28 protein-coding genes and 3 pseudogenes are annotated in these 26,570 nt (G+C 40.4%); 24 read left to right on the top strand and 7 right to left on the bottom strand.

What is annotated here, in order from left to right; all coding sequences use genetic code 11:
• Positions 1–4 precede the first annotated feature (4 nt).
• The 16 genes from LC033_RS02575 to LC033_RS02500 all read left to right on the top strand — a co-directional run bounded on the left by LC033_RS02575 (position 5) and on the right by LC033_RS02500 (position 12,947).
• Positions 5–1,057, top strand: a complete 1,053-nt coding sequence (locus tag LC033_RS02575; RefSeq protein WP_226566707.1) for an L-threonylcarbamoyladenylate synthase — start codon at positions 5–7, stop codon at positions 1,055–1,057.
• A gap of 60 nt (positions 1,058–1,117) precedes the next feature.
• Positions 1,118–1,672 (top strand): manganese efflux pump MntP, encoded by a 555-nt coding sequence (locus tag LC033_RS02570; protein WP_226566706.1) that lies wholly within the window; start codon positions 1,118–1,120, stop codon positions 1,670–1,672.
• Positions 1,673–1,731: 59 nt separating this feature from the next.
• Complete coding sequence (locus LC033_RS02565; RefSeq protein WP_226566705.1) at positions 1,732–2,190, top strand: low molecular weight protein arginine phosphatase; 459 nt, start codon at positions 1,732–1,734, stop codon at positions 2,188–2,190.
• Between the two features lie 142 nt (positions 2,191–2,332).
• Positions 2,333–2,782: a ribose 5-phosphate isomerase B gene (gene rpiB / locus LC033_RS02560; RefSeq protein WP_226566704.1), complete on the top strand. Its 450-nt coding sequence runs from the start codon at positions 2,333–2,335 to the stop codon at positions 2,780–2,782.
• A 12-nt stretch (positions 2,783–2,794) separates the two neighbouring features.
• Positions 2,795–3,334: a TIGR01440 family protein gene (locus tag LC033_RS02555; protein WP_226566703.1), complete on the top strand. Its 540-nt coding sequence runs from the start codon at positions 2,795–2,797 to the stop codon at positions 3,332–3,334.
• A 176-nt stretch (positions 3,335–3,510) separates the two neighbouring features.
• Positions 3,511–4,758 (top strand): serine hydroxymethyltransferase, encoded by a 1,248-nt coding sequence (glyA, locus tag LC033_RS02550; protein ID WP_226566702.1) that lies wholly within the window; start codon positions 3,511–3,513, stop codon positions 4,756–4,758.
• A 146-nt stretch (positions 4,759–4,904) separates the two neighbouring features.
• Complete coding sequence (gene upp, locus LC033_RS02545) at positions 4,905–5,534, top strand: uracil phosphoribosyltransferase (RefSeq protein ID WP_003214553.1); 630 nt, start codon at positions 4,905–4,907, stop codon at positions 5,532–5,534.
• Positions 5,535–6,030: 496 nt separating this feature from the next.
• Positions 6,031–6,414 (top strand): ATP synthase subunit I, encoded by a 384-nt coding sequence (locus LC033_RS02540; protein WP_226566701.1) that lies wholly within the window; start codon positions 6,031–6,033, stop codon positions 6,412–6,414.
• A 7-nt stretch (positions 6,415–6,421) separates the two neighbouring features.
• Positions 6,422–7,156: a F0F1 ATP synthase subunit A gene (atpB, locus tag LC033_RS02535; RefSeq protein WP_226566700.1), complete on the top strand. Its 735-nt coding sequence runs from the start codon at positions 6,422–6,424 to the stop codon at positions 7,154–7,156.
• Positions 7,157–7,204: 48 nt separating this feature from the next.
• Positions 7,205–7,417 (top strand): F0F1 ATP synthase subunit C, encoded by a 213-nt coding sequence (gene atpE, locus LC033_RS02530; RefSeq protein ID WP_003214968.1) that lies wholly within the window; start codon positions 7,205–7,207, stop codon positions 7,415–7,417.
• Between the two features lie 120 nt (positions 7,418–7,537).
• Entirely contained in the window at positions 7,538–8,059 is a 522-nt protein-coding gene (gene atpF / locus LC033_RS02525; RefSeq protein ID WP_226566699.1) for a F0F1 ATP synthase subunit B, read from the top strand.
• On the top strand, positions 8,056–8,601 hold the full coding sequence (locus LC033_RS02520) for a F0F1 ATP synthase subunit delta (protein WP_226566698.1): 546 nt from the start codon (positions 8,056–8,058) through the stop codon (positions 8,599–8,601). The genes atpF and LC033_RS02520 overlap by 4 nt, the downstream gene beginning before the upstream one ends.
• A 16-nt stretch (positions 8,602–8,617) precedes the next feature.
• Entirely contained in the window at positions 8,618–10,126 is a 1,509-nt protein-coding gene (atpA, locus tag LC033_RS02515; protein WP_226566697.1) for a F0F1 ATP synthase subunit alpha, read from the top strand.
• Between the two features lie 88 nt (positions 10,127–10,214).
• Positions 10,215–11,081, top strand: a complete 867-nt coding sequence (locus tag LC033_RS02510) for a F0F1 ATP synthase subunit gamma (RefSeq protein WP_226566696.1) — start codon at positions 10,215–10,217, stop codon at positions 11,079–11,081.
• Positions 11,082–11,105: 24 nt separating this feature from the next.
• Entirely contained in the window at positions 11,106–12,527 is a 1,422-nt protein-coding gene (gene atpD, locus LC033_RS02505; protein WP_226566695.1) for a F0F1 ATP synthase subunit beta, read from the top strand.
• A gap of 24 nt (positions 12,528–12,551) precedes the next feature.
• On the top strand, positions 12,552–12,947 hold the full coding sequence (locus LC033_RS02500) for a F0F1 ATP synthase subunit epsilon (protein ID WP_226566694.1): 396 nt from the start codon (positions 12,552–12,554) through the stop codon (positions 12,945–12,947).
• Positions 12,948–12,995: 48 nt separating this feature from the next.
• Here the strand turns inward: LC033_RS02500 and LC033_RS02495 are convergent, their stop codons facing one another.
• A complete protein-coding gene (locus tag LC033_RS02495) occupies positions 12,996–13,463 on the bottom strand; it encodes a YwmA family protein (protein WP_226566693.1) in 468 nt (155 codons plus the stop codon).
• A gap of 169 nt (positions 13,464–13,632) precedes the next feature.
• Between LC033_RS02495 and LC033_RS02490 the strand changes: the two genes are divergently transcribed.
• The 6 genes from LC033_RS02490 to LC033_RS02465 all read left to right on the top strand — a co-directional run bounded on the left by LC033_RS02490 (position 13,633) and on the right by LC033_RS02465 (position 19,098).
• Positions 13,633–13,863, top strand: coding sequence for a DUF1146 family protein (locus tag LC033_RS02490; protein ID WP_226566692.1), 231 nt, complete (start codon positions 13,633–13,635; stop codon positions 13,861–13,863).
• A 124-nt stretch (positions 13,864–13,987) separates the two neighbouring features.
• Positions 13,988–14,722, top strand: a complete 735-nt coding sequence (locus LC033_RS02485) for a YwmB family TATA-box binding protein (protein ID WP_226566691.1) — start codon at positions 13,988–13,990, stop codon at positions 14,720–14,722.
• Between the two features lie 32 nt (positions 14,723–14,754).
• Positions 14,755–16,062, top strand: coding sequence for a UDP-N-acetylglucosamine 1-carboxyvinyltransferase (gene murA / locus LC033_RS02480; RefSeq protein ID WP_226566690.1), 1,308 nt, complete (start codon positions 14,755–14,757; stop codon positions 16,060–16,062).
• Positions 16,063–16,292: 230 nt separating this feature from the next.
• On the top strand, positions 16,293–17,318 hold the full coding sequence (gene spoIID, locus LC033_RS02475) for a stage II sporulation protein D (RefSeq protein WP_226566689.1): 1,026 nt from the start codon (positions 16,293–16,295) through the stop codon (positions 17,316–17,318).
• Between the two features lie 325 nt (positions 17,319–17,643).
• Positions 17,644–18,342: a VWA domain-containing protein gene (locus LC033_RS02470; protein ID WP_226566688.1), complete on the top strand. Its 699-nt coding sequence runs from the start codon at positions 17,644–17,646 to the stop codon at positions 18,340–18,342.
• Positions 18,343–18,423: 81 nt separating this feature from the next.
• Positions 18,424–19,098, top strand: a complete 675-nt coding sequence (locus tag LC033_RS02465) for a VWA domain-containing protein (RefSeq protein WP_226566687.1) — start codon at positions 18,424–18,426, stop codon at positions 19,096–19,098.
• A gap of 50 nt (positions 19,099–19,148) precedes the next feature.
• Here LC033_RS02465 and LC033_RS02460 read toward each other — a convergent pair whose 3' ends face one another.
• Together LC033_RS02460 and LC033_RS02455 are read right to left on the bottom strand one after the other, a co-directional pair.
• A complete protein-coding gene (locus tag LC033_RS02460) occupies positions 19,149–21,497 on the bottom strand; it encodes an FdhF/YdeP family oxidoreductase (protein WP_226566686.1) in 2,349 nt (782 codons plus the stop codon).
• 112 nt (positions 21,498–21,609) lie between these two features.
• Positions 21,610–21,960: pseudogene (locus LC033_RS02455) on the bottom strand (MFS transporter); the annotation flags it as partial.
• Positions 21,961–22,094: 134 nt separating this feature from the next.
• Here LC033_RS02455 and fdhD point away from each other — a divergent pair.
• Positions 22,095–22,883: a formate dehydrogenase accessory sulfurtransferase FdhD gene (fdhD, locus tag LC033_RS02450; protein WP_264188606.1), complete on the top strand. Its 789-nt coding sequence runs from the start codon at positions 22,095–22,097 to the stop codon at positions 22,881–22,883.
• Positions 22,884–22,893: 10 nt separating this feature from the next.
• Positions 22,894–23,901: a GTP 3',8-cyclase MoaA gene (gene moaA, locus LC033_RS02445; RefSeq protein ID WP_226566685.1), complete on the top strand. Its 1,008-nt coding sequence runs from the start codon at positions 22,894–22,896 to the stop codon at positions 23,899–23,901.
• A gap of 253 nt (positions 23,902–24,154) precedes the next feature.
• Here the strand turns inward: moaA and rpsN are convergent.
• From rpsN to LC033_RS02425, 4 genes and pseudogenes are all read right to left on the bottom strand, one after another.
• Positions 24,155–24,411, bottom strand: a pseudogene (rpsN, locus tag LC033_RS02440) (30S ribosomal protein S14).
• 16 nt (positions 24,412–24,427) lie between these two features.
• Positions 24,428–25,622 (bottom strand): annotated as a pseudogene (locus LC033_RS02435) (GTP-binding protein).
• Between the two features lie 81 nt (positions 25,623–25,703).
• Entirely contained in the window at positions 25,704–25,853 is a 150-nt protein-coding gene (rpmG, locus tag LC033_RS02430; protein ID WP_226566684.1) for a 50S ribosomal protein L33, read from the bottom strand.
• Positions 25,854–25,995: 142 nt separating this feature from the next.
• Positions 25,996–26,430 carry a hypothetical protein gene (locus tag LC033_RS02425; RefSeq protein WP_226566683.1) on the bottom strand — a complete coding sequence of 145 codons (435 nt, stop codon included), beginning with the start codon at positions 26,428–26,430 and terminating at the stop codon, positions 25,996–25,998.
• Positions 26,431–26,570 lie beyond the last annotated feature (140 nt).

The raw sequence follows: 26,570 nt of genomic DNA, 5'->3' as shown, positions 1-26,570 counted from the left end.
TCTGATGTTAAATACAAAAAGATGGTCTGTGGATTTAAAAAAGGATTTATCTACATACTATCCACAAATTGAACAAGCAGCCTTGCTGTTGCAGCAAAACGAAGTTGTCGCTTTCCCGACAGAGACTGTTTATGGACTAGGGGCAAATGCGAAAGAGACAGAGGCCGTTATGAAAATTTATGAAGCGAAAGGGCGTCCAAGTGATAATCCGTTGATTGTCCACATTGCGGAAGTTCAACAGCTTCATGAATTTGCGCTAATAGAAAATGAAAAAGCGAAGGCGTTGATGGCTGCTTTTTGGCCAGGTGACTTAACCATTGTTCTCCCATGTAAGCCGGGCACTTTATCAAAGCAGGTCACAGCAGGTTTATCCACAGTTGGCGTGAGAATGCCCGATCATTCCATTGCGCTTGAACTCATCCGTGTAGCTGGACTGCCAATTGCCGCACCAAGTGCCAATCGGTCGGGGAAACCTTCTCCGACACAAGCTGACCATGTAGCAAGTGATCTGGATGGAAGAATTGCTGGAATTGTCGATGGCGGTTCCACTTGTATTGGCGTGGAATCAACTGTTGTATCCTGTGTAGACGAGATTCCAGTGATCTTAAGGCCGGGCGGTTTGACAAAAGAAGCGTTAGAAGAGGTAGTAGGGACAGTCAGAGTCGACCCAGGGTTAACGAAAAAGCACGAGGCGCCAGTATCTCCAGGGATGAAATACACACATTATGCACCTGAAGCGCATATGTATATTTTTCATGGAAGTGATGAAGAGATGCAGCGTCACATTCAGAAGTATCAGGCTGAGGGTCAAAAAGTTGGTGTGCTGACAACCGAAGAAAAGAAAACGTTGTTTACGGCAGATGTTGTTTATAGCTGTGGATGGAGAGAAAAGCCTGAAACCGTCGCTGCAAACTTATATCGTGTGCTTAGACAATTTGATGTAACGGATGTAGACTTGATCATTTCAGAAGCTTTTTCAGAGCAGGGCGTTGGTGCTGCGATTATGAACCGTCTTCAAAAAGCTTCAGGAGGGCGTACACTCTCTTCGTTCAACTAGTTCTAACCTTTTTTGGACAAACATAGGTTAAAGGAGAATGCGTGTCCAAGGGGGAATTACATGAATGAACTAGCTGGCGAATTGCTTACGCTCAGTATCATGGCTTTTGCACTTGGGATGGATGCCTTTTCGGTTGGACTTGGCATGGGGATGATTCGGCTGAGATTCCGCCAGATTATTTATATTGGACTTGTAATTGGAATATTTCATATGCTTATGCCGCTTGTTGGCATGCTGACAGGTCAGCCTTTATCTGGGTGGCTCGGTCTCCTTTCAACCTATATCGGTGGAGCGCTGCTTTTAGTGCTAGGGGTGCAAATGATCATTTCCTCTATCCGAAAAGAGGATGAACCATTTATTGCGCCTGTTGGGGCCCGTCTCGTCCTTTTTGCGACAAGTGTGAGCTTAGACAGTTTCTCTGTTGGTTTAAGTCTAGGGATTTATGGATCTCGGGTGTTGATGACCATTTTATTGTTTGGCTTTTTTAGTATGATGCTTACATGGATCGGATTATTACTTGGTAAACAGGTTCATTCATGGGTCGGTTCATATAGCGGGGCGCTTGGCGGTCTCATTTTACTAGCCTTTGGTCTCAAATTAATATTTCCGCTATAGACAGTCTCCTTACATAGTAGAATGAAATCCTATATAATAGAAGAAAAGGAGGGCGAAAGATGAATATCTTATTTGTTTGTACTGGGAATACATGCAGAAGTCCGATGGCTCAAGCCCTTTTTGCTTCGATTGCTAATGAAAAAGGTTTGAGAGTAACTGTAAAATCTGCGGGTATCTTTGTCTCTGGTGCAGGAAAGGCTTCTCCACAAGCGGTCGAAGCATTATTTGAGAAAAGCATTCCACTCAATCACTCATCGTCAAAACTGACAGAAAATCTCCTTCACGAAGCCGATTATGTCTTTACCATGACAATTCAGCATAAACAGTTGATTGTCGAGCAATTTGCAGATGCACAAGAGAAGATTTTCACATTAAAGGAATTTGCGACAGGGACAGAAGGTGATGTATCTGATCCTTTTGGAGGAAGTCTTTCCATTTACCAGGAAACACGTGATGAACTAGAAGCATTGCTGTATCAGCTTGCTGAGAAATTTAAACAGGATAGGACATCCTCATAAATGGACAACCTGTTAAACCGTTGCGTAAACGGTTTTTCTGCTTTTGTTTGCAAATGACTAGGCAGAGGTTAAAATATAACTGTGAATAAAAGATTGAATGGAAGACACGAAAGATCAACTCACCCTTAGGAGGAATTGCGCGATGAAAGTAGCCATTGCATCCGATCACGGCGGAACGAAGATTCGTGAAGAAATCAAACAACTGATGGATGAATTAAAGATTGAATACATTGATATGGGTTGTGAATGTGGATCAGGTTCTGTAGACTACCCAGATTATGCTTTTCCTGTGGCCGATATGGTGGCAAACGGAGAAGTCGACCGTGGCATTTTAATTTGCGGGACAGGCATTGGCATGAGCATTTCAGCTAATAAAGTGAAAGGCATTCGCTGTGCACTAGCACATGATACGTTTAGCGCGAAGGCAACTAGAGAACATAATGATACAAACGTTCTTGCAATGGGAGAACGTGTGATTGGACCGGGATTGGCAAGAGAAATCGCACACATTTGGCTAGCGACAGAATTTACTGCAGGACGCCATGCTGTGCGGATTGGTAAAATCGCTGATTATGAAGAAAAGCATCTATAAGGAGCGCTTAACATGAACATTGGTCAAGAATGGCTTGAAATGTTAAAAGAGTTTCACCAAACAGTCGAACTGCGTGAGGGACAGAGCTTAGTGATTGGCTGCAGTACGTCGGAAGTCGCTGGGGAACATATAGGTACAGCAGGAAGTGATCAAATTGCTGAAGCGATCTATCAAGAGCTGAATCAGCTAAGGCAAGAGACCGGAATTGAGCTGGCATTCCAATGCTGCGAGCATCTGAATCGTGCCCTCGTCGTTGAGGAAGAGGTGGCTTGTCGCCTTCAATTAGAGATTGTGGCAGCGGTCCCTGTTTGTAAGGCGGGTGGTTCTATGGCAGCTTATGCGTATCAGCAAATGGAACACCCTGTGTTAGTTGAATCCATTGAGGCGCATGCAGGAATTGATATCGGCGATACATTGATCGGAATGCACTTAAAGCGAGTAGCTGTTCCTGTCCGCCTCAGTCGTCATCAATTAGGACAAGCACATGTGTCGTTTGCGAAAACACGTCCGAAGCTGATTGGCGGAGAACGGGCGGTTTATACAAGTTCATAGCTCGGATATATTTCTAATATAATGTTGAATGATAAAGACGATTTACCACTTGAATATTCGGTTTTTCATAAAAAAGAAGTCGATTTACCAAAAAAAATTTTACATTTTACTCAAAAACCGTGTACAATGAGATGGTGAAAACATCGAATGGAAATAGATTGGAGAGGATTTCGCTGATGAAACATTTACCTGAGCAAGACGCACAAGTATTCAAAGCAATTCAACTAGAGCGGAAACGCCAGCAGGACAAAATCGAATTAATTGCATCAGAAAACTTTGTAAGCGAAGCAGTCATGGAAGCACAGGGTTCTGTCTTAACAAACAAATATGCTGAGGGCTACCCTGGAAAACGCTATTATGGTGGCTGTGAACATGTAGACGTTGTAGAAGATATCGCACGTGATCGCGCAAAAGAGATTTTTGGTGCTGAGTATGTGAACGTACAGCCTCACTCGGGTGCTCAAGCGAATATGGCCGTTTACTTTACGATTCTTGAGCACGGCGATACAGTGCTAGGCATGAACTTATCTCATGGTGGGCATTTAACACACGGAAGCCCTGTGAACTTTAGCGGGGTACAGTACAACTTTGTGGAATATGGTGTAGATAAAGAAACGCAGCATATTGACTATCAAGATGTACTTGAAAAAGCACGCGAGCATAAGCCGAAACTAATCGTTGCAGGTGCGAGTGCATACCCACGTCAAATTGACTTCAAAAAGTTCCGTGAAATTGCTGATGAAGTCGGTGCTTACTTTATGGTCGACATGGCTCACATTGCCGGTCTTGTTGCAGTAGGTCTTCATCCAAACCCAGTTCCTTACGCAGATTTTGTGACAACAACAACACACAAAACATTACGCGGACCTCGCGGCGGAATGATCCTATGCCGTGAAGAGTTTGGTAAAAAGATCGACAAATCGATCTTCCCTGGTATTCAAGGTGGGCCACTGATGCATGTCATCTCTGCAAAAGCTGTTTCTTTCGGTGAAGTATTGAACGGAGATTTCAAAACATATGCACAAAACGTGATTGATAACGCAAAACAACTAGCTGAAACACTTTTATCTGAAGACATTCAGCTTGTATCTGGTGGAACAGATAACCATCTTGTTCTTATCGACTTGCGCTCTCTTGGCATTACAGGAAAAATTGCAGAAAACATTCTTGATGAAATTGGTATCACAGTGAATAAAAATGCGATTCCTTATGATCCAGAGAAGCCATTCGTCACAAGTGGTGTACGTGTAGGTACAGCCGCAGTGACAAGCCGCGGATTCGATCAAAAAGCAATGAAGGAAGTTGGTTCCATTATTGCGCTTGCTCTTAAACATCATGAAGATGAAGAGAAATTAGCAGAGGCGAAAAAGCGTGTGTCTGATCTGACTGCTCGTTTCCCTCTATATAAAGAATTAGATTATTAAAAAGTAGACCCATTTGCCTGTTTTTGGCATGTGGGTTTTTTTGTGGGATTTGCGAATCATATTGAAAGATGGTGTCTTTTTATGTAGAATTGTAAGAAGTGTGCAAAGTTCACCGGAAGATGACAGAAAAGGAGTTGTACCTAGCAGTGGCAAAGGTTTATGTATTTGATCACCCGCTTATTCAGCACAAACTTACATATATTCGTGACGTTCATACAGGAACAAAAGAATTTAGAGAGCTAGTGGATGAAGTCGCCACGTTAATGGCATTTGAAATCACAAGAGACTTACCGCTTGAAGAGGTGGATGTAGAAACACCTGTACAAGTAGCTAAATCAAACGTGATCTCAGGGAAAAAACTCGGTGTTGTGCCAATTTTAAGAGCAGGTCTTGGAATGGTAGACGGGATTTTGAAACTCATTCCAGCTGCTAAAGTGGGACATGTCGGTTTATATCGTGATCCAAAGACATTAAAGCCTGTTGAATATTATGTGAAGCTTCCATCTGATGTGGAAGAGCGTGAGTTTATCGTAGTAGACCCAATGCTTGCAACTGGTGGATCGGCAGTTGAAGCGTTAAACAGCCTGAAAAAACGCGGTGCGAAAAACATTCGCTTCATGTGTCTGATTGCTGCCCCTGAAGGTGTTGAAGAAATGCAAAAACATCATCCAGATGTTGACATCTACATTGCAGCATTAGATGAGAAATTGAACGAGAAAGGTTACATCATCCCAGGCCTTGGTGATGCTGGTGACCGTATGTATGGAACAAAATAAGATTATGTATATAGAAGCCCACATGCAAACATGCATGCGGGGCTTTTTTTGAAAAATATGAGAAACGGTTGATATCGTATTTAAAAAAATCATGTATACTGAACATTAACATTTTTTCAATGAAAGTCACATCTCTCCTAAAGTTTGATGAAATTGTGAACATTTTGTGTGCTCTATCCGTATAGAAAAGTTTTTTAACTTTTAACCGATTGACACATCATAGACGCTATTGTATGCTAAACGAGGGTATTATGGTAAGGTTTTCATAGCCTATAGCACTCTACTAATCCTCATTGTGAACCCTTTAATTATCGGGGTTTGTATCAGCGAATGAAGCAGAATCCCATAGATCTAAAGATTACAAGTCTGATTGTGCAATTAGACCGATGGGTGATTGATTTTTTTCGACAGGACGGCTTATCATAAGCGTCTTCTACGCATTTTTCATCACCATTTATCACCTTTTTTACAATATTTTTCATCAGGAGTCAGATGAATGAACGATCCAAATGCGATTTTCCGCAGACAGAGTAAATATATGTTTTATCTATTGGCAATTTTTGTGTTTGGCTATGCCATGCCTGGTTTTAAACCACTGTTTCTTGGTTTGATTATCGGCACAACTTTTGCTTTCTTTAATTTATTCCTACTTATACGGAGAATGCATGCTTTTGATCGGGCGGTTAAAAAAGGAAAATCCATTCGTTCAATGGGAAGTACAGCCAGATGGGCGAACGCGATTCTTGCAGTAGCGATTGCTAGTCGTTACCCTAATGAAGTTCATCTGGCAGGCGTTGTTATAGGATTGATGACAATATATCCTGTCATTATGATAGATTCCTTTATTCAACTTAAACGTTCTACTATGAAAGAGAGGTGAATACTCTTTGGGTCACAGTTCAAAAACGACAGAATTTTTAGGGTTAACGTTCAACTTATCCAATGTTCTTATGATTACGATTGCTAGTATCATCGTTCTTCTCATAGCGGTGCTGACTACTCGTGTTCTGTCTATACGTCCGACAAAGGCGCAGAACTTCATGGAATGGATTGTTGATTTTGTTCGAAATATCATAGGTAGTTCGATGGATATGAAAACAGGAGCCCCATTTCTAGCGCTTGGCGTTACATTACTCATGTACATATTTGTTTCAAACATGCTTGGACTGCCATTCTCGATTACGGTCGATCACAACTTGTGGTGGAAATCGCCAACAGCAGATCCTGCAATCACAATGACACTAGCGATTATGGTCATGGGATTGACCCATTACTACGGTGTGAAGGCAAAAGGAGTTAAGGGATATACGAAAGACTTCTTAAAACCAATCCCATTTTTGGTTCCACTGAAAATCATTGAAGAATTTGCAAACACGTTAACGCTTGGTTTGCGTCTTTATGGAAATATTTTCGCTGGAGAGATTCTTCTTGGTTTGCTTGCAGGACTTGCGACCAATTTCTATTCGCAAAACATTGCGATTGGAATTATTGGTACATTAGGCGCCATCGTGCCGATGATTGTATGGCAGGCATTCAGTTTGTTTGTCGGAACAATTCAGGCATTTATCTTTACCATGCTGACAATGGTTTACATTTCCCATAAAGTCAGCGACGAACACTAAAAATTTGAGAGTCCAAAAAGGACGTTAATTTAAAGGAGGAGCTTTTTAATGAATTTAATAGCAGCAGCAATTGCAATCGGTTTGGGAGCACTAGGAGCAGGTATTGGTAACGGTTTAATCGTATCTAAAACAGTTGAAGGAATCGCTCGTCAGCCAGAAGCTGGTAGAGAACTAAGAACACTTATGTTCATCGGGGTTGCTTTAGTTGAAGCACTTCCAATTATCGCTGTCGTTATCGCATTCTTGGCATTCTTTGGTTAATATGTGAGAAGCGTTCTAATATGAATTTTAATGGCGAAGATCAGATTAGTTCGAAACTTCGCCATTCCTTTATGTTTTGTTTCTTAACATATTATTTAAAGAAGGGAGTTGCCGTACGGAATGTCTCAGTTACCAGTGGTTTTAGGAGCAGGAGGCTTAAGCCTCAATGCAGGGGATATTTTATTCCAGCTTATTGCGATGCTCATCCTGCTTGCACTTTTAAAGAAATTTGCGCTTAAACCTTTATTAGGGATTATGAAACAGCGTGAAGATTATATTGGAAATGAAATTTCAAGTGCTGAACAAAAGCATGTTGAAGCTGAAAAGCTTCTTGAAGAACAACGTGTCTTATTGAAAGAAGCACGCGAAGAATCACATACACTCATCGAAAATGCGAAAAAGCTTGGTGAGAAACAAAAAGAAGACATCATTCAAGCAGCACGTCAAGAGTCAGAGCGCTTGAAAGAGTCTGCTAGAACTGAAATCGTGAAAGAAAAAGAACAAGCTGTGGCTGCGCTGCGTGAGCAGGTTGCATCATTATCTGTGTTAATTGCATCTAAAGTGATTGAAAAAGAACTTGATGAGCAAGCACAAGAGAAATTGATCCAAGAGTACCTTAAAGAGGCAGGCGAAAGCCGATGAGCGTGACTATTGTCTCTAAGCGTTACGCTTCTGCTCTTTTTGACATCGTTCTTGCTTCTTCGGCAGTAGACGAAACTGAAAAAGAGCTGAATGAGATCAAAAAAGTTCTAAAGTCTGATCAAGAACTGAACGACTTTCTTGTTCATCCAAAGATTACGGCAGACAAAAAGAAACATTTGATTGCAGAAGCTTTCAAAGGTGTTTCAACTTACGTATTGTACACAATGTATTTACTGATTGACCGCGGACGCACGAATATTTTTCCTGAAATGACGTCTGAATTTGTGAAACTTGCAAACCGGACGAAACAAATAGACGATGCGATCGTGTATTCAGTTAAACCGCTTAGCGGGTCTGAAATTCAATCTTTATCTGAAGTATTTGCCAAAAAAGCCGGAGTCACATCACTGCGTGTTGAAAATGTGATTGACAAGGATCTAATAGGCGGAGTAAAAATCCGTATCGGAAACCGCATTTATGACGGCAGTGTGAGTGGAAAACTTTCCCGCATTGAACGTCAGCTTGCAGGCGAAAATCGTTAGAAGGGGTGAAACCTTAGTGAGTATCAAAGCTGAAGAGATTAGCGCACTGATAAAGCAGCAAATCCAAAACTATCAATCTGAAATTGAAGTAAAAGATGTCGGTACAGTCATTCAAGTAGGGGACGGTATCGCACGTGTTCATGGCCTTGACAACATTATGGCAGGAGAACTGGTTGAGTTCTCTAATGGTGTAATGGGTATGGCTCAAAACCTTGAAGAGTCTAACGTAGGTATCGTTATTTTAGGACCTTACAAAGATATCCGCGAAGGTGATGACGTAAAACGTACAGGTCGTATCATGGAGGTTCCAGTAGGTGAAGAGTTAATCGGACGTATTGTGAACCCACTTGGTCAGCCTGTTGATGGACTAGGTCCAATTTTAACAAGCAAAACACGTCCAATTGAAAGTGAAGCACCAGGCGTTATGGATCGTAAATCTGTACATGAGCCGCTTCAAACAGGAATTAAAGCCATTGATGCCTTGATTCCCATCGGACGCGGACAGCGTGAATTGATCATTGGTGACCGTCAAACAGGTAAGACATCTGTTGCAATTGATACGATCCTTAACCAAAAAGATCAAGACATGATCTGTATCTATGTAGCAATCGGGCAAAAAGAATCAACCGTTCGTGGTGTTGTTGAAACACTTCGTAAGCATGGTGCGCTTGATTACACAATCGTTGTCACAGCTTCGGCATCACAGCCAGCACCACTTCTTTATCTTGCTCCTTATGCGGGTGTAACGATGGGGGAGGAATTCATGTATAATGGCAAGCACGTACTTGTTGTTTATGATGACCTTTCTAAACAAGCGGCAGCTTACCGTGAGCTTTCATTATTGCTTCGTCGTCCTCCAGGTCGTGAGGCATTCCCTGGTGATGTTTTCTATCTTCACTCTCGTTTATTAGAACGTGCAGCGAAGCTTAGTGACGAAAAGGGTGGCGGTTCTATCACAGCATTGCCTTTCGTAGAAACGCAAGCTGGCGATATCTCTGCATATATCCCAACCAACGTGATTTCGATCACAGATGGACAGATCTTCTTACAATCTGACCTCTTCTTTTCAGGCGTACGTCCAGCGGTAAACGCAGGATTGTCTGTATCCCGTGTAGGTGGTTCTGCACAAATCAAAGCGATGAAAAAGGTAGCAGGTACACTTCGTCTGGATCTTGCTTCTTATCGTGAGCTTGAAGCCTTCGCTCAGTTTGGATCTGATCTAGATCAAGCGACTCAAGCGAAATTAAACCGTGGTGCTAGAACAGTTGAAGTCTTAAAACAAGACTTGAACAAACCGCTTAAAGTTGAAAAACAAGTAGCGATTCTTTATGCACTCACAAGAGGATATTTAGACGATGTAGCAATTGCTGATGTAAAACGTTTTGAAGCTGAGTTATTCTTGTACCTTGAAGAAAACCATAAAGAATTGTTTGATACAATCTCTCAAACAGGAAACATGCCTGCTGATGAAGAGTGGAATACAGCAATCGAAGGCTTTAAACGTACGTTTGCGCCAAGCAACTAATTAGTAATCTTTCCGAGAGAAAAAGATTCTCTTTTTCTCTCTTTTCACGTAAATGAACACGGATTCCTGAAAAAAGGTGGTGAAATCTTTGGCCTCATTACGCGATATTAAGTCAAGGATCACGTCAACGAAAAAATCGAGTCAGATCACAAAAGCGATGCAAATGGTATCAGCTGCGAAACTGAATCGCGCTGAAAACAATGCGAAGTCTTTTGTTCCTTACATGGAGAAAATCCAAGAAGTCGTTGCTTCAATAGCAACAGGAACAAGTGCTAAGCACCCAATGCTTCTTTCAAGACCTGTCAAGAAAACAGGTTATCTCGTCATTACATCTGATCGAGGGCTTGCAGGACCTTTTAACAGCTCGATTTTGCGTGCCGCTTACCAAACCATTCAATCTCGTCATCAATCCGTTGATGAATATGCGGTGATTGTTATTGGTAAAATCGGACGCGACTTCTTCAAAAAGCGCAGTATTCCAGTTATTTCTGAAGTAACAGGGCTTGGAGACGAAGTAGCGTTTGCTGATATTAAAGAATTAGCAAGCAGTACAGTTCAAATGTTCTCTGACGAAGCGTTTGATGAACTTTACATGTTCTACAACCATTTTGTCAGTGCCATTTCACAAGAAGTAACAGAGAAAAAATTATTGCCGTTAACGGAACTTTCGGCCGCAGCGACACCAAATAAACGTTTCGCATCTTATGAGTTTGAGCCTTCTGAAGAAGAAATTCTTGAAGTTCTCCTTCCTCAATATGCAGAGAGTTTGATTTTCGGTGCGCTTCTTGACAGCAAAGCAAGTGAACATGCTGCAAGGATGACAGCAATGAAGAGTGCAACAGACAATGCGAAAGAATTGATCGACAACCTGACACTCTCATACAACCGTGCTCGTCAAGCAGCGATTACACAAGAGATTACAGAAATTGTCGGCGGAGCAGCTGCCTTAGAATAGAAATAATTGTCAGGAGGGAATGCAATGAAAACAGGACGCATCAGTCAGATCATGGGACCAGTCGTAGACGTTCGTTTTGGAGACGGTCACTTGCCTGAGATTTATAATGCGATCAAAGTTTCGCATAAAGCGGAAAGCGAAAGTGAAGTTGATATCGACTTAACTTTAGAAGTAGCACTACATTTAGGTGATGATACAGTTAGAACCATCGCAATGGCATCAACAGACGGTGTTAAACGCGGCATGGAAGCTGTTGACCAAGGATCACCAATTTCAGTACCAGTTGGTAACGTAACACTTGGACGTGTATTCAACGTACTGGGAGATAACATTGACTTAGATGAGCCACTTGGTGTGGAAGCTCAGAGAGATCCAATCCACAGGCAAGCGCCTTCTTTTGACCAACTTTCTACAGAAGTTGAAATTCTTGAAACAGGTATCAAAGTTGTTGACCTTCTTGCTCCTTACATCAAGGGTGGAAAGATCGGTCTATTCGGTGGGGCTGGTGTAGGTAAAACCGTTCTGATTCAAGAATTGATCAACAACATCGCCCAAGAACACGGCGGTATTTCTGTATTCGCTGGTGTTGGAGAGCGTACACGTGAAGGAAACGACCTTTACTATGAAATGAAAGATTCTGGCGTTATCGAAAAAACAGCGATGGTTTTCGGCCAAATGAACGAGCCACCAGGTGCACGTATGCGTGTTGCCCTAACTGGTTTGACAATGGCAGAGCATTTCCGTGATGAACAAGGTCAAGACGTATTGTTCTTCATCGATAACATTTATCGCTTTACACAAGCAGGTTCTGAAGTATCAGCCCTTCTTGGACGTATGCCTTCAGCGGTAGGTTATCAGCCTACACTTGCAACAGAAATGGGCCAGCTTCAAGAGCGTATCACGTCAACAAACGTAGGATCGGTTACATCGATTCAAGCAATCTATGTACCTGCGGATGACTATACAGATCCAGCTCCAGCAACAACGTTCGCTCACCTTGATGCAACAACGAACCTTGAGCGAAAGCTGACAGAGATGGGTATTTACCCAGCTGTAGATCCACTTGCATCTACATCTCGTGCACTAGCACCTGAGATTGTTGGCGAAGAACATTATGCGATTGCGCGTGAAGTTCAGCAAACATTACAACGTTATAAAGAGCTACAAGATATCATTGCCATTTTAGGTATGGATGAATTATCTGAGGACGATAAGCTTGTGGTACACAGAGCTCGTCGTGTTCAATTCTTCCTATCTCAAAACTTCCACGTAGCAGAACAGTTCACTGGCCAAAAAGGTTCTTATGTTCCATTGAAAGAAACTGTTAAAGGCTTCAAGGAAATCTTATCTGGCAAATACGATCATCTTCCGGAAGATGCATTCCGCTTAGTCGGCCGCATTGAAGAAGTGGTTGAAAAAGCCAAAGAGATGGGTGTAGAGGCCTAATCTGGTCCTTAGGAGGGTAAAAGCATGAAGACCGTTCAAGTCAATATCGTTACTCCCGACGGCCCAGTGTATCAAGCGGATGTGGAAATGGTCAGTGTAAGAGCAGAAAGCGGTGAGCTTGGTATTTTAGCTGGCCACGTTCCAATGGTTGCTCCGCTAAAAATCGGTGCAGTTCGCTTAAAACATAGTGGATCAACTGAGTTGGTTGCAGTCAGTGGCGGGTTTATTGAAGTTCGCCCTGAAAAAGTAACCATTCTTGCTCAGGCCGCTGAAACATCAGACAAAGTTGATGTAGATCGTGCAAAATCAGCGAAGCAGCGTGCTGAAGGGCATTTGAACCACCCGAATGAAAGTGATGTACGCCGGGCGGAACTCGCATTAAAACGGGCGTTAAACCGTTTAAATGTAGCAGGGAAATAAAACAGAAAATCCTTCTTATCATTTTGATAAGAAGGATTTTTTTAAGAATTACAGTAGAGACTGATACATCGACACATAAGGATGAGATGCTTGCTTTTCAAGGTATAAGTGCTCGCAAAACTGCGTACTATGCCACGTTTTATCGTTTCGGCGCAAACCAAGGGTATATTGATGCGGGGAGTCCATATAAGGCCGTACCACCCAGTCAGCAAACGAATGATGCCGGATGACAACCTCTCCCATATACACACTCATCATCGCTTCTAATGCATCAATTGGCATTTTCCACTCAGCAAAAAGCTGCTGGGTAAACGCATCAAAGTATAATGACTCTAACTGATACAGGCTTTCCTCTGAATAATCCAAAGAAATGTTATGAAAATGACACAAATGTGCTAATTCTTCTAGCTGTGTCTGTCTATAATCAAAGTAGAAAGCAATGGCCTCCCATTCATGATCAAATGAGGGAACCAATTCTCCGTACAAATCAACAAAGTGAGGAAAAGAATCTTTCAATATGTTCAGCTCCTTCCACACGCAGTATATCATCTTCTAGGCATCAACATAAGAGGGGATCCACACTAAATGTAGCTCTTTTTTCCAAATGATTCATCTTTCCGATTTTCGAGGATATAATGAAAGGGAGTTTTCCTTAACAGAAATAAATAAAAGGAGGATTCACTATATGGAAGACGTAGGACAACAAGCAATTGTAAGTATTGTGATTCACCTGTTTTTTATTGCTATTACGTGGTGGGCATTGCTTGCCGTAAATATTGATCCACTAATTAAAAAAGGGAAAATCGTTCAGGCAAGATTACTGATGATGCTCATAACCATTGCCATCTCATCGGCAGTCAGCAATTTCTTCCTAGATTATTTAAATTTCTCAAGACAAATCCCTTATATGTTCTAGCATAAGGTTTGGTCACAGCCTTTTGCGGGAACGTAAAAAGAAGTGTCAAAAGTATGGTCATTGACCTTTTTCACGTATGCATTTATCTCCTTATGGCAACACTGGTAGCAAGGGGGAATGACAAGTGAGAAAGTATTTGAAAGGTTTGCCATTATTTGCGTTTATTCTTTTTTTTGTTCTGATGATTCAAGGTGTTCGTGGGGAAGAAGCATCACCACTCGTTCAAATGGCGGAAGGTCTAAAAAGGCATCAAGTAGAAGTAGATGGATGGACCCTTTATGCCAAAACAAATGTAGACTTTTCAACCGAACAATTTTCTAAAAAAGTGAAACGTTTGAAAGACGACCTACGACAGTATAAGTGGATCGAAAAAAAAGAGGAACATGTCACCAAAGTCACAGGAATATACAAAGATGAAAAAAATGATACATCTTCGAAAATTTTATTCGTGAAGACCGACACAAAATCCAACCCAAAGTCGTACATATTATATGAGCAAAAAGGTGCTCGCCCACTGAATACCTGGGAGCATACATATGATCAGTTCGTTCGTCATGCAAAAAGCATATTACAAGAAAAAATTATGATTTTTACTTGTCTCGATGGTCATGTAAATGGTATGATGGATGTTGTTTTGCAAAAAAAAGCTGAAATGTTAGCAAATGAATTTCAAGCAAAACCAGTTGAGTACCTCGTTGAGTCTAATTTTGTATCGCTTTCCGCTTATACAGATAAGTGGGAACAGTTCATTATGACTTCAAATGATAAAATGAATGTTCAAATTGCCATCAGAAGTTCGGAAATGAACGAAAAACATACGATTACGGTTGGCACACCAATTGTAACGACTGAATATTAATATAGAGAATTTGGGACGCGGAGGGGAAGACCTTGGAAAAAATCATCGTCCGCGGCGGTCAAAGGTTAAACGGCACAGTTAAAGTAGAAGGTGCAAAAAATGCCGTTTTACCAGTTATCGCTGCATCTTTGTTAGCAAGTACAGAAAAAAGCGTAATTTGTGATGTGCCTACGCTCTCCGATGTATATACAATCAATGAAGTGTTACGTCATTTAGGAGCAGAAGTACATTTTGAAAATAACGAAGTATCAGTAGATGCATCTCATGCACTAAAAACTGAGGCTCCGTTTGAGTATGTCCGTAAAATGCGAGCATCTGTGCTTGTCATGGGACCACTTTTAGCTAGAACAGGTCATGCAAGAGTTGCATTACCTGGAGGCTGTGCGATTGGTTCAAGACCAATTGATCAGCATTTGAAAGGCTTCGAAGCAATGGGAGCTAAAATTCAAGTAGGTAATGGTTTCATCGAGGCTGAAGTAAAAGGCCGTTTAAAAGGTGCGAAAATCTATTTGGATTTCCCAAGTGTAGGTGCAACTGAAAACATTATTATGGCAGCAGCATTAGCTGAAGGAACAACGATTTTAGAAAACGTAGCAAAAGAACCTGAGATTGTTGATTTGGCAAACTACATTAATGCCATGGGCGGTAAAATTCGTGGGGCTGGTACTGGTACAATCAAAATTGAAGGTGTGAAAACACTTCATGGTGCAAAACACAACATCATCCCTGACAGAATTGAAGCGGGTACTTTCATGGTGGCAGCAGCCATTACAGAAGGAAATGTCCTTGTAAAAGGCGCAGTACCAGAACATCTGACTTCACTTATTGCAAAAATGGAAGAAATGGGTATTAAAATCATTGAAGAAGAAGAAGGTTTAAGAGTCATTGGACCATCTGAGCTCAAACCAATTGACCTAAAAACAATGCCTCATCCTGGTTTCCCAACGGATATGCAATCTCAGATGATGGCGCTATTGCTTTGTGCCAACGGAACAAGCATGATTACAGAAACGGTATTTGAAAACCGTTTTATGCATGCTGAAGAATTCCGCCGAATGAATGGCGATATTAAAATTGAGGGTCGCTCTGTCATTATTAATGGGTCGGTTCAGCTTCAAGGAGCTGAAGTGGCAGCTACTGACTTAAGAGCAGGAGCAGCACTTGTACTTGCTGGATTAGTGGCAGAAGGTCATACACGTGTCACCGAATTGAAGCATATTGACCGAGGATATGTGAACTTCCATCAAAAACTTGCAGCAATCGGTGCAAATATTGAAAGAGTGAATGATGAAGCAGTAGATGTGACACAAGAACAAGTTGTGTCAGATCTGAATGCATAAAACAGGAATCAGTGTGTCCATTGCGGCATGCTGATTTTTTTTTAGAATCATAGAATGCCTCATTTTCAAAGCTTATTATTAGTGTATCCAATCATTTTAAATTTTATTCATAAAGACGAACAGCATGATATCATCAAAAAACTTGTCCAATAATTGAAAGAAGCTGTCATATTGGCTTGTGCTTGCCCATAGGATAAAAGAGATTCAATGACAAATGGGGGCAGCCAAATATGAAATCAATGATATGGACAATAGCAGGGATATGTATCATCATTTTAATGATTCCAACCTTACTCGTGTTGCCTACGTTTCAAGGAAAATCGGAAGCCAATCAACACGTAGCAGTAGAACCATCAGTTAAAAAAGAAGTGAAAGGTTCAGTCAAAATGAAGCAATCACCGGTCTCCATTCCTGTCTATCGTTCAGCTCATCAGCAAGTAGAAAACATCCCGTTAGAAGAGTATGTGATCGGTGTAGTAGCTTCTGAAATGCCAGCTGATTTTGAACTGGAGGCGCTCAAGGCACAGGCACTCGCCGCTAGAACGTATATCGTCAGACAAATGATCATTGATAAGACCGTAAAATCACCCAAAGGCTCTCTTGTGGATGATACACAAATGTTCCAAGTCTATAAAAACAAGAAGGAACTCAAGAAAATTTGGGGGAAAGCGTATAATTGGAAATTAAAAAAAATCACCGAAGCCGTTGCCAGCACACAAGGGAAAGTACTGACATATGACGAAAAACCAATTGATGCCTCTTTCTTTTCAACAAGTAACGGGAAAACGGAAAATGCAGAAGCTTATTGGAAAAACGAAATTCCTTATTTGAAAAGTGTCTCCAGTAAATGGGATGCCAAATCACCAAAATTTCAAAACACAAAAACCATTCCGATCAGTGAATTTCAACAAAAACTAGGTGTGAACCTCAGCCAGCAGCAACAGGTTGGAGAGATTGTAGAACGGACACCAGGAAATCAAGTCGCTAAAGTTGTGATAAATGGTAAAACACTTACAGGAAGAGACATTCGGGAATCATTAGGACTTCACTCTGCGGACTTTACGTGGGAACGAAAGGGCCAGCAAATTGTCATCACGACAAGAGGCTATGGCCATGGTGTAGGGATGAGCCAGTATGGTGCACATTTTATGGCGCAGTCAGGCAAAAAAGTAGAAGACATTGTCAAACACTATTATACAGGCATTCAAATTGAATCAGCCGATCGTTTTCTCAACACGTATATGGCGAAGAAATAAAAGCTAAGATGCCTCAAAAACGGGGTATCTTTTTATATGTTCAAAGAGGTTTGAACAGAATGTGTCAAATTGCGACTAAAGGCGCAGGTCAGGAAATCTTCAACATTTATGTCCCGACAAGAACTGATGGCCGATACAAAGTCCCTCGAAAGAAAGAGAAAACGAGGAGATAAATGAAGCATTAGGTGAAAATATCTAGACATCTGACAGAATTTTAGTGTTTTTGATAAAAGAGAAAAAGGGATATCGAGTCCTATACCATTCCAAGAAAGAATATCTTACGATTAAGATGTTTCAAACAAATACATAAGGAGGAAGGAAAAGTATGTTAAAAAAAGTATTGACACTCGTAGCCTTAACAGTATTGACAGTATCAATGTCAATCTCTTCACCAGTATTTGCAGAAGCATCAACAGCCAAAAAACATAAGAAAGATGTAAGAGTCACAATCTTACTTGATGCAAGTGGAAGCATGGTAAGAAAAGTAGATGGAGAGCGCAAATTTGATCTAGCAAAACAAGAGGTATTTAAATTTGCACAGTCGCTTCCGAAAAACGCTAAAATTCGTATGAGCTTGTTTGGTTCTGAAGGAAACAACAAAAATTCAGGTAAAGCTCACTCATGTGACGTCATTAGAGGGGTATACGACATACAGCCTTACGAAAAGCAAAGGTTTGAAAACTCTTTAAACGGATTTGGACCAAATGGCTGGACACCAATTGCTCGTGCTCTTGAAAGTGCGAAGCAATCGGATAAACAGCTTCATAAAGGAACGAAACACATTGTGTACTTAATTACTGATGGTGAAGAAACTTGTGGCGGAGATCCAGTAAAAGTAGCAAAAGAATTGCATCAATCAAAAGGCCATACTGTTGTCAATGTCATTGGATTAGACTTTAACGAAGGCTACGAAGGCCAATTAAAGCAAGTCGCTAAAGCTGGTAAAGGTCATTACTACCAAGCAAGCACTCGTAAAGAGATGGGTTCTATCTTTACGGCAGAATCATTAAAACTACACGAATAACTTGCTGAAGAAAAGAGAAACGATTGAGTATGCTTTCGTTTCTCTTTTCTGTACAAAAGTAAAAAAGGGAGGCTTTCATTTATGAAAAGAAATATCATATTAACCATTTTAGCTAGTCTGGTCTTGCTTCTTTCTTCACCTGCTCATGCTGTGACGAAAAAGGAGCCTGCTCATGTGGTCATATTACTAGATTTAAGCGGCAGCATGGCACAATCAATTGAAGGTGAAAAGAAAGTTGATATCGCAAAACGTTCGATTCAAAGCTTTGCGAGTATTTTATCAGAAGATACCCAAGTCATGCTTCGAGTTTTTGGCCACGAAGGAACCAATAAGAATGCAGGAAAAGCCGTTTCTTGTGCAAGTTCTGAAGCAGTTTATGGATTTGGACCATATGAAGAAGCAGCTTTTCAACAAGCACTGAAAGTGTATGGACCAACAGGCTGGACACCACTTGCAAAAGCATTAACCGATACGAAACAAGATTTTGAAGATAACCAAGCTGAAGGGAAAAATATTGTATATGTTGTCAGCGATGGTGAAGAAACATGTGGTGGCAGTCCTTCACAAGCAGCAAAGGAATTACATGAAGCCAGGATTGATACGATCGTCAATATCATTGGCTTCGATGTGAATGAAAAAGAAGCAAAAAGCCTAAAATCTGTTGCAAAAGCTGGTGGTGGGCAATACCAACAAGCAGTAAATGAAGAAGAATTGAACCACATTCTTCAACAAGAAGCGAGCGCTTTGGGTCAGTAAGATGCGAAAGGAAGCTGGGGAAAGCAACCCCAGCTGTTTTTGATCAAAAATCAATTTAAGGTAGTTTCTAACTCATCGATTCGTTTCTCCACGTAGTGCTGATCCTTTCTCGCATGAAAGGTTTCGGCTTTTTCTAATATCGCAGCCGTATTATATTCTGGAATCTGTGAATAGCTCTCATAAACACCTTTAGGAATTAAAACGTTTCCTTCGGGCCAATAAACAGCGATATTGCCACGTTTCAACTCCCCGAATTGAGCAACTCCTTGATAGGACCCATATTGATTAAAAAGGACAACTGGATCACCTTCTTGGACGTAAAGCTCTTTTGCATCTTCTTTATTCATCAAGATAGAATGCCGTTTTCCGCCATTAAAGGCATCCTTTTCACTGTATATCATGGAGTTAAATTGTTTACCTCGTCTTGTCGTGATATTGAAATGTCCCTCAGTTTTTCGGTAATGAGGCAGCTGAGCAGGCAGAAGGTGGCCCTTGCCATCCGGTGTTGGACAAATCCCATCTTCGCATAACCATGCCCCTCCCCATTGAAAAACGTCCCCTTTATGATGCAAATGCTGTATTCCATCATAGTTTCGATTCGCGATGGCAATCTCACGGCGAATTTCTTCAGCATTTTCAAAATGAATCAGCTCAGCATCTTTTGGACGGACCCTTTTTGCAAGGTCAATATAAATGTCCCATTCAGCTCTAGATTCTTCAATACGTGGACCATCAATTTCTGGACTGAAATATACCATGCGTTCCGTACTTGTTGATGTACCTCCCCCTGGTTGTTCATATCTTGTCATAGCAGGCAGAACAATTACCGTCTCTTCTGCTTCTACCAGTGTAGAGGTATTCAAGATAATATCTTGATGGACCCGGAGTTCAAGTTCAGATAATGCTTTTTCGATTGCTTCTGGATTAGGCATCGTTTCTAAAAAGTTTCCACCGCTAGTGAACAGCATTTTGAGCTTCTGCGGATGTTCTTTTGGAAGAGCCATCTTTTCAAATGATTGACCAATGGTGTCACCATGCCATTTCGGAATGTCAAATTCCCATATGTTCTCGATTCTTTCAATATTCTCTTCATCAAAATCACTGCCTGGCAAAACAAATGGATCGGCACCCATTTCGCCTGAGCCCTGTACACCACTGTGTCCACGAATCGGCATAACGCCACAATGTTTTCTTCCAATAAACCCACGTAACATCGCAAGGTTTGCCACTTGTGATATATTATCAGTTGCAAAACGATGCTGGGTGAGACCCATGCTCCAAATAAAAACGCCTGAATTGGCATTGGCAAGGAGCACTGCAAAATCCTTCATTCTTTCTTTTGACAAGCCTGACGATGCTTTTAGATCCTCCCACTTCAACTGTGCTACATGTTGCTTTAAATCCTTTATGCCGGTTGTATGTGCTTGAATAAATTCATGGTCAAGAGCGGAATGAGGAGCATGCTTCTCCATGTCAAACCAATGTTTGATGACGCCATTCATAAACGCAATATCGCCGCCTATATTGACTTGGTAAAAATCATCAGCTATTTTTGTGCCGAATAAAGCACTTTCTGGAATAGAAGGAACCCAGTACTTTTCCATAGCAGGCTCTTTATATGGGTTGATGACAATAATTTTCGTTCCTTTCTTTTTTGCGGCGTACATATATTTTGTGGAAACAGGCTGATTATTTGCTGCGACAGAGCCCCAAAAAATCAATACATCCGTTCCGATCCAATCACTGTAATTGCAGCTAGAAGCACCTATGCCAAGAGAACGTTTCAGACCGGTTTTGCTTGGTGAATGGCAAATACGAGAAGCATTATCGATATGATTTGTTCCCATAAAACGTGCAGCCTTCGCAGCAGTATAATACACTTCATTTGTGATCCCTCTAGCCGTTAAGTAGAAAGCGAGCTGTTGTTTATCAATTGATTTGATTTTAGCTGCGATTCGATCTAATGCTTCATCCCAAGAAATACGTGTAAAGGCATTTTCACCATTTTCTCGGATCAGTGGATAAGGAATACGCCCAAGTTTACGAAGAGAGGTGCTATCCATTTGTTTTAGCTGATGAATATTTTCGAACCATTTTGGTTCAATAGCTGGCATTGTGTTAAGGCGAAGTACATTTAGCCTTGTCGTGCATATATGGGGTCCTGCGAGTGTCTGATCGTATAAACCTGATACACCAAGGGCGCAGCCGTCGCAAACGCCCTGTGTTAATATACGGTACGCATAGGGAAGGTTATCTTTGTTTTCCCATGCCACCTTCATTGTATCTCGGATATGTTTAGGTTTTACTTTTCCGAGACCCATAGGAGCAACAGAGGCCCATAGCTTTGGTGAGGGTTTTTTGTTGAGTTTAATAGGCCCCTTATGTTTTGTTTTCCCCATGATATCATCACCCTCCTATTACTTTGTAAAGCGTTTTCATATCTAAAAATTATCTTTAGATTGTGATTCTGTCAAATTCAAATTAAGGACGGGCAGAGACGGAGGAAGTCTATCCTACACCTAATCCTATTCCAGCGAGTACACCATAAAATAAATAGAGGAGAGGTAGTGAAGACAGGTAGACAGCGAACACTGACCCAGTCATTCCGATACCGAAGAAAAAAGCTGAGAAGAACCCCGATGCTCTTGGACCATATTTCTCAACGAAATGTCCCATGAAAGCCGCAGATAAACCTAAAAATAAAATGGCAATGCTGAAAGTAAGGCTTATTTCTGTTAATGACCACTGAAATGTTTGATGTAAAGGGTTCGTAAAAACACTCCATGCATAAACAGATCCAATAGATAAATGAATTCCCACAGCACTTGTAGCAATAAGCCAACGATTTTTTGATTTGTTCATTGTGTTTCCCCCGTATAAAGCAATCAAAAAGTTTGATAAGATAGAAATATGTTACATTTTTATGACTTTTTAAAATAATATCACAATTCGGTTGGATCATATAACTAAATTTGTGTTGAAAGGAAGATCATCCATTGAATCCTTCTGTTAAAAAGAAACGAGTCATACACCAATATCGTGGAGGCCAATTTACCTGCAAAACAGATGAAGTTGTAGAAGAATTGCCTTTAACTGTGATGGTGAATGGAGAAGAGTTTGTGACACTCGTTTGTTCACCAGAGCATTTGAAAGAATTGGTTATCGGCTTTTTAGCTTCAGAAGGAGTCATTCGATTTGAAAATGAGATTAAAAGGTTTACAATAGATGAAAGTATGGGATTTGCATATGTTGATTTAATTCAATCAAGGCGTTTTCATTCATCAGACTTTACAAAACGAGTGATTGGATCTTGCTGCGGGAAGGGGAGGCACTTTTATTTTCTCCAAGATGTGAAGACGGCAAAAACAGCGATTGATCAAATCAATATGTCTGCGGAAACCTGTATTCACTTAATGAAATGTTTACAAGCCGAAAGCCAATTATTTCAACATACTGGTGGTGTCCACAATGCTGGACTGTGTGACACAGAGAAACTACTCATCACTAGAACTGATATAGGAAGACATAATGCTTTAGATAAAATCTATGGATATTGTTTACTTAACCGAATCCCACTGAGAAATAAAATCCTAGTGTTTAGCGGCCGGATATCGTCGGAAGTTCTATTGAAGGCAGCAAAATTAGGAGTATCTATCGTGATGTCAAAATCAGCACCTACTGAGCTAGCGCTTAAAATGGCAGAAGAATTAAATATCACAACAGTTGGATTCGTCAGAGGGGAATCTTTTAATATCTATACCCATCACCAGCGTATTACAGAATAGGAGGCAAAGGATGGTCAGTAATTTGGATAAAAGACATCGACCATTACGCGATCTAAGAATATCGGTAACGGATCGCTGTAACTTTAGATGTAAATACTGTATGCCTGCTGAAATTTTTGGACCAGATTATCCTTTTTTGAATAAAGAAGAATTGCTTAGCTTCGAAGAGATCGAACGACTTGCTACACTTTTCGCAAACGACTTAGGTGTGGTGAAATTACGCATCACAGGCGGTGAACCTTTAATACGAAAAGACTTGCCAATCTTAATACAAAAGCTCGCCAAAATTCCAGGTATTGAAGACATCGCTATGACAACTAATGGAACGCTTTTACCTATATATGCTGATCAATTAAAGAAAGCAGGTCTGCAGCGAGTCACTATTAGTTTAGATTCATTAAATCCGGACCGGTTTAAGCAGATGAATGGAAGACAAATTCCCATCCAAAAAGTGTTTGATGGGATTGAGGCTGCAAAAAAAGCTGGACTTGCTATTAAGATAAATATGGTTGTCCAAAAAGGTGTGAATGATCAGGATATCTTACCAATGGCAGCCTATTTTCAAAAAGAAGGACACATTCTGCGATTTATCGAATTTATGGATGTTGGCAATACGAATAAATGGAACCTAGAGTACGTGATGACGAAAAAAGAGATCATTGATCTGATTCATTCAAAATATCCTATTAAACCTGAACCCCCTCGATATGCAGGTGAAGTAGCCAATCGTTTTTTTTACGAAGATGGTTCAGGAGAGATTGGTATTATTTCTTCAGTTTCAGATGCTTTTTGTGGAACTTGTAATAGAGCAAGACTATCTGCACGTGGTGAATTGTTCACATGTCTCTTTGCATCATCAGGTTTTGATCTAAAACGGATGATGCGTACAAAAGAAGAGGATGAAGATATAACGAACATATTAAAGAAACTATGGTCAAATAGACATGATCAATATTCAGCCGAGAGAGAGCAAAAGAAAGATCAGAAAAAAGTTGAGATGTCATACATCGGTGGATAATGACAACAAAATATCATGATCATGTATTTTTGAAAAGAAGAGGAAATGTCATAATTACTGTTGAAAATATTTTTTTTGAAAACAGGACAATTCATCATGCACTCAATCAACATAAAAAAACAGCAAAGATTCTGCTGTTTTTTTAAATGCTATTTTGCACTTCAATAATGGGGGGGTAAGGATCGAAAAGAAGTTTTTATTCATTTTGTGTTGCTTTACTTTGACAGGAACTATGATAAGATCGAATCAATCTTTACCAACTCGATTTTTTCACTCCTGGGATCTGTCCTTTATAGGCAAGCTCAAGAAAAGCAATTCGAGACATTTTAAATTTTCTCAAGTAACCTCTAGGGCGGCCCGTTAATTCACAGCGGTTTTTTAAGCGAGTGGGGGAAGAGTCTCTAGGCAATTTCTGCAAAGCTTCATAGTCACCTTTTTCTTTTAACTCTTTCCTTAATTCTGCATATTTTTCAGCACAAGCTCTTTTGCAATTTTTGATTTCTTTGCCACTTAAAACCCTCCTGGTTTAATTGTGTATTTTCCATTGAAAGGGGTCTTCAAACGTTGTCCAATCTTGATCAAATTCCTCAGGTGTGAGTAAGCATTGATCTAGTGTACGAATAATATCTGCTTTTGGTAAATCTACACCGATAAAAACAAGTTTTGTATGTCGATCACCAAACTCTGCGTCCCACTCATCTAGAATTTCTGGTTCTTGATTTAAAATCCGTGCTCTTTCTTGTTCAGGCAAGGCAGCAATCCATTATGCAATTGGTTCAATTGCAACGGATTTTCCGGCTTGTGAAATTAAAATGGTTAAATCATGATGTGTAGCTAGCCATGTAAATCCTTTAGCGCGAACGATCTGCTCTGGCATCTGATCTAACCATGTATTCAGCCTGCCGGTATGGAAAGGAAGCTTTCTTTCATAAACGAATGATGAGATTTGGTATTCTTCTGTTTCAGGCGTATGCTGAGAATGTCCAGCATTGATTTCTTTGATCCAGCCTGCAGAAGCACTGGATTTTTCAAAATCGAATAAACCAGTATTCAAAATGTCACTAGGCTGTACGTTACCTTTTGAGGTTCTAATAATAGTTGCTTCTGGTTGGAGTGTGGTCAGTACGTGCTCGAGTCGATCTAGTTCTGATGCTGATACAAGATCACATTTATTGATAATCAACACGTCACAAAATTCAATTTGATCGATAAGTAAATCGGAAATTTCTCGTTCATCGTCATGGGAAACAGCTTCTTTACGATCCAATAAACTTTCTCCTGATTGGAAATCAGTCCAGAAACGGTTTGCATCTACTACTGTGACCATTGTGTCTAGCCTGCAAAAGCGTGTCAAATCTATGCCCATTTCTTCATCAATGTAAGAGAAAGTTTGAGCGACAGGGATAGGTTCACTAATACCTGTAGACTCAATGACAATATAATCGATATTACCAGCCTTACAAAGGCGCTCTACTTCAATTAATAAATCCTCTCTCAATGTGCAGCAAATACATCCATTAGATAGTTCAACAAGCTTCTCATCTGATCGAGAGAGTTCGCCACCTTGCTTGACTAATTCCACGTCATTATTAATTTCGCTCATGTCATTTACAATAACAGCACTTTTACCCTTTACGGTTCTGAAGAACATGATTTAATATCGTTGTTTTTCCAGCTCCCAAAAAGCCGCTTAATACTGTAACAGGTATTCTCTTATTCATTTGTTTTTGTCCTTATTGGAAATGCCCATTTTGAATTCCGCCTCACTTAAAAAGTAATCATTACGATTTGAATCCTAAAAATTATTTTGTTTTTCGATGAAGTGTGTATTTCTTTAATCGAGGAGAATATTTTTTTAACTCCAATCGGTCTGGATTCGTTCGTTTATTTTTTGTTGTGATATAGTTTCTGTCACCTGTTTCAGTACAGGCTAAGGTAATTTTCACGCGCATAAATGATATGACCCTCCTTTAATTCGTAATAGTTACGATTTGTATTTTAACATAATAAAGGTTGATTTTCAAGCTAAGTATGATGATCAATGCCAAATCACAAAACGAAAGAGGTATCGTATTTAATTGATACCCCTCTCCATTAATAAAAGTCACCGAGTTCTTCTTCGTAATGATCCTCGTACTGTTGGACATCGTTAGGGAACTCTTGGAGAAATGCTAATCCACCTAATATAAAGATCAAAATGATGGCGATGAACGAGAGAATAACTGTGACAATACTTGAAATGGAAAATAGTGTCTGTATTTTTATCATCTTAGCGTATTGTTCTAATAATTCTTCGTAAGAAGTATCAGGACCTTGAATCAATTGTTCAGCTGCTCTTACAGATTTTTGGACATGAACCCCCATCATAATGAGAAAAACGCCAAGGGCAGCAGGAAGAACAAGCCAAAACCCAATCCACAACCCAATCAGGATAGCTAGCCCACCTGAAATATAGAGAAAGATGCTGCCAACCTTTCCCCACTTTGCTATTGATTGAAGAGATTGAATGATTTTCTCAGTTTGTTGCAATCGTGTTCACTCCTTTATATATTCACTCTTTATCATACTTGAGTAAGTAGTACTTTAGGAAGAGTGGATGTTGTTCAGTTGCCATTTTTTCTATTTTCACTTACCTATTTATGGATAAATAAATTACTTTTGAATAAAAA

Source organism: Bacillus stratosphericus, assembly GCF_020524495.1.
Lineage (GTDB): Bacteria > Bacillota > Bacilli > Bacillales > Bacillaceae > Bacillus > Bacillus stratosphericus_B.
This window is presented reverse-complemented; position numbering and strand designations above follow the sequence as displayed.

What these genes read in the sequence shown, in the direction of transcription:
- LC033_RS02575 (WP_226566707.1), top strand. Translation starts at nt 5, where the DNA reads ATGTTAAATACAAAAAGATGGTCTGTGGATTTAAAAAAGGATTTATCT.
- LC033_RS02570 (WP_226566706.1), top strand. Translation starts at nt 1,118, where the DNA reads ATGAATGAACTAGCTGGCGAATTGCTTACGCTCAGTATCATGGCTTTT.
- LC033_RS02565 (WP_226566705.1), top strand. Translation starts at nt 1,732, where the DNA reads ATGAATATCTTATTTGTTTGTACTGGGAATACATGCAGAAGTCCGATG.
- rpiB (WP_226566704.1), top strand. Translation starts at nt 2,333, where the DNA reads ATGAAAGTAGCCATTGCATCCGATCACGGCGGAACGAAGATTCGTGAA.
- LC033_RS02555 (WP_226566703.1), top strand. Translation starts at nt 2,795, where the DNA reads ATGAACATTGGTCAAGAATGGCTTGAAATGTTAAAAGAGTTTCACCAA.
- glyA (WP_226566702.1), top strand. Translation starts at nt 3,511, where the DNA reads ATGAAACATTTACCTGAGCAAGACGCACAAGTATTCAAAGCAATTCAA.
- LC033_RS02540 (WP_226566701.1), top strand. Translation starts at nt 6,031, where the DNA reads ATGAACGATCCAAATGCGATTTTCCGCAGACAGAGTAAATATATGTTT.
- atpE (WP_003214968.1), top strand. Translation starts at nt 7,205, where the DNA reads ATGAATTTAATAGCAGCAGCAATTGCAATCGGTTTGGGAGCACTAGGA.
- atpF (WP_226566699.1), top strand. Translation starts at nt 7,538, where the DNA reads ATGTCTCAGTTACCAGTGGTTTTAGGAGCAGGAGGCTTAAGCCTCAAT.
- LC033_RS02520 (WP_226566698.1), top strand. Translation starts at nt 8,056, where the DNA reads ATGAGCGTGACTATTGTCTCTAAGCGTTACGCTTCTGCTCTTTTTGAC.
- atpD (WP_226566695.1), top strand. Translation starts at nt 11,106, where the DNA reads ATGAAAACAGGACGCATCAGTCAGATCATGGGACCAGTCGTAGACGTT.
- LC033_RS02500 (WP_226566694.1), top strand. Translation starts at nt 12,552, where the DNA reads ATGAAGACCGTTCAAGTCAATATCGTTACTCCCGACGGCCCAGTGTAT.
- LC033_RS02490 (WP_226566692.1), top strand. Translation starts at nt 13,633, where the DNA reads ATGGAAGACGTAGGACAACAAGCAATTGTAAGTATTGTGATTCACCTG.
- spoIID (WP_226566689.1), top strand. Translation starts at nt 16,293, where the DNA reads ATGAAATCAATGATATGGACAATAGCAGGGATATGTATCATCATTTTA.
- LC033_RS02470 (WP_226566688.1), top strand. Translation starts at nt 17,644, where the DNA reads ATGTTAAAAAAAGTATTGACACTCGTAGCCTTAACAGTATTGACAGTA.
- LC033_RS02465 (WP_226566687.1), top strand. Translation starts at nt 18,424, where the DNA reads ATGAAAAGAAATATCATATTAACCATTTTAGCTAGTCTGGTCTTGCTT.
- LC033_RS02460 (WP_226566686.1), bottom strand. Translation starts at nt 21,497, where the DNA reads ATGGGGAAAACAAAACATAAGGGGCCTATTAAACTCAACAAAAAACCC.
- moaA (WP_226566685.1), top strand. Translation starts at nt 22,894, where the DNA reads ATGGTCAGTAATTTGGATAAAAGACATCGACCATTACGCGATCTAAGA.
- rpmG (WP_226566684.1), bottom strand. Translation starts at nt 25,853, where the DNA reads ATGCGCGTGAAAATTACCTTAGCCTGTACTGAAACAGGTGACAGAAAC.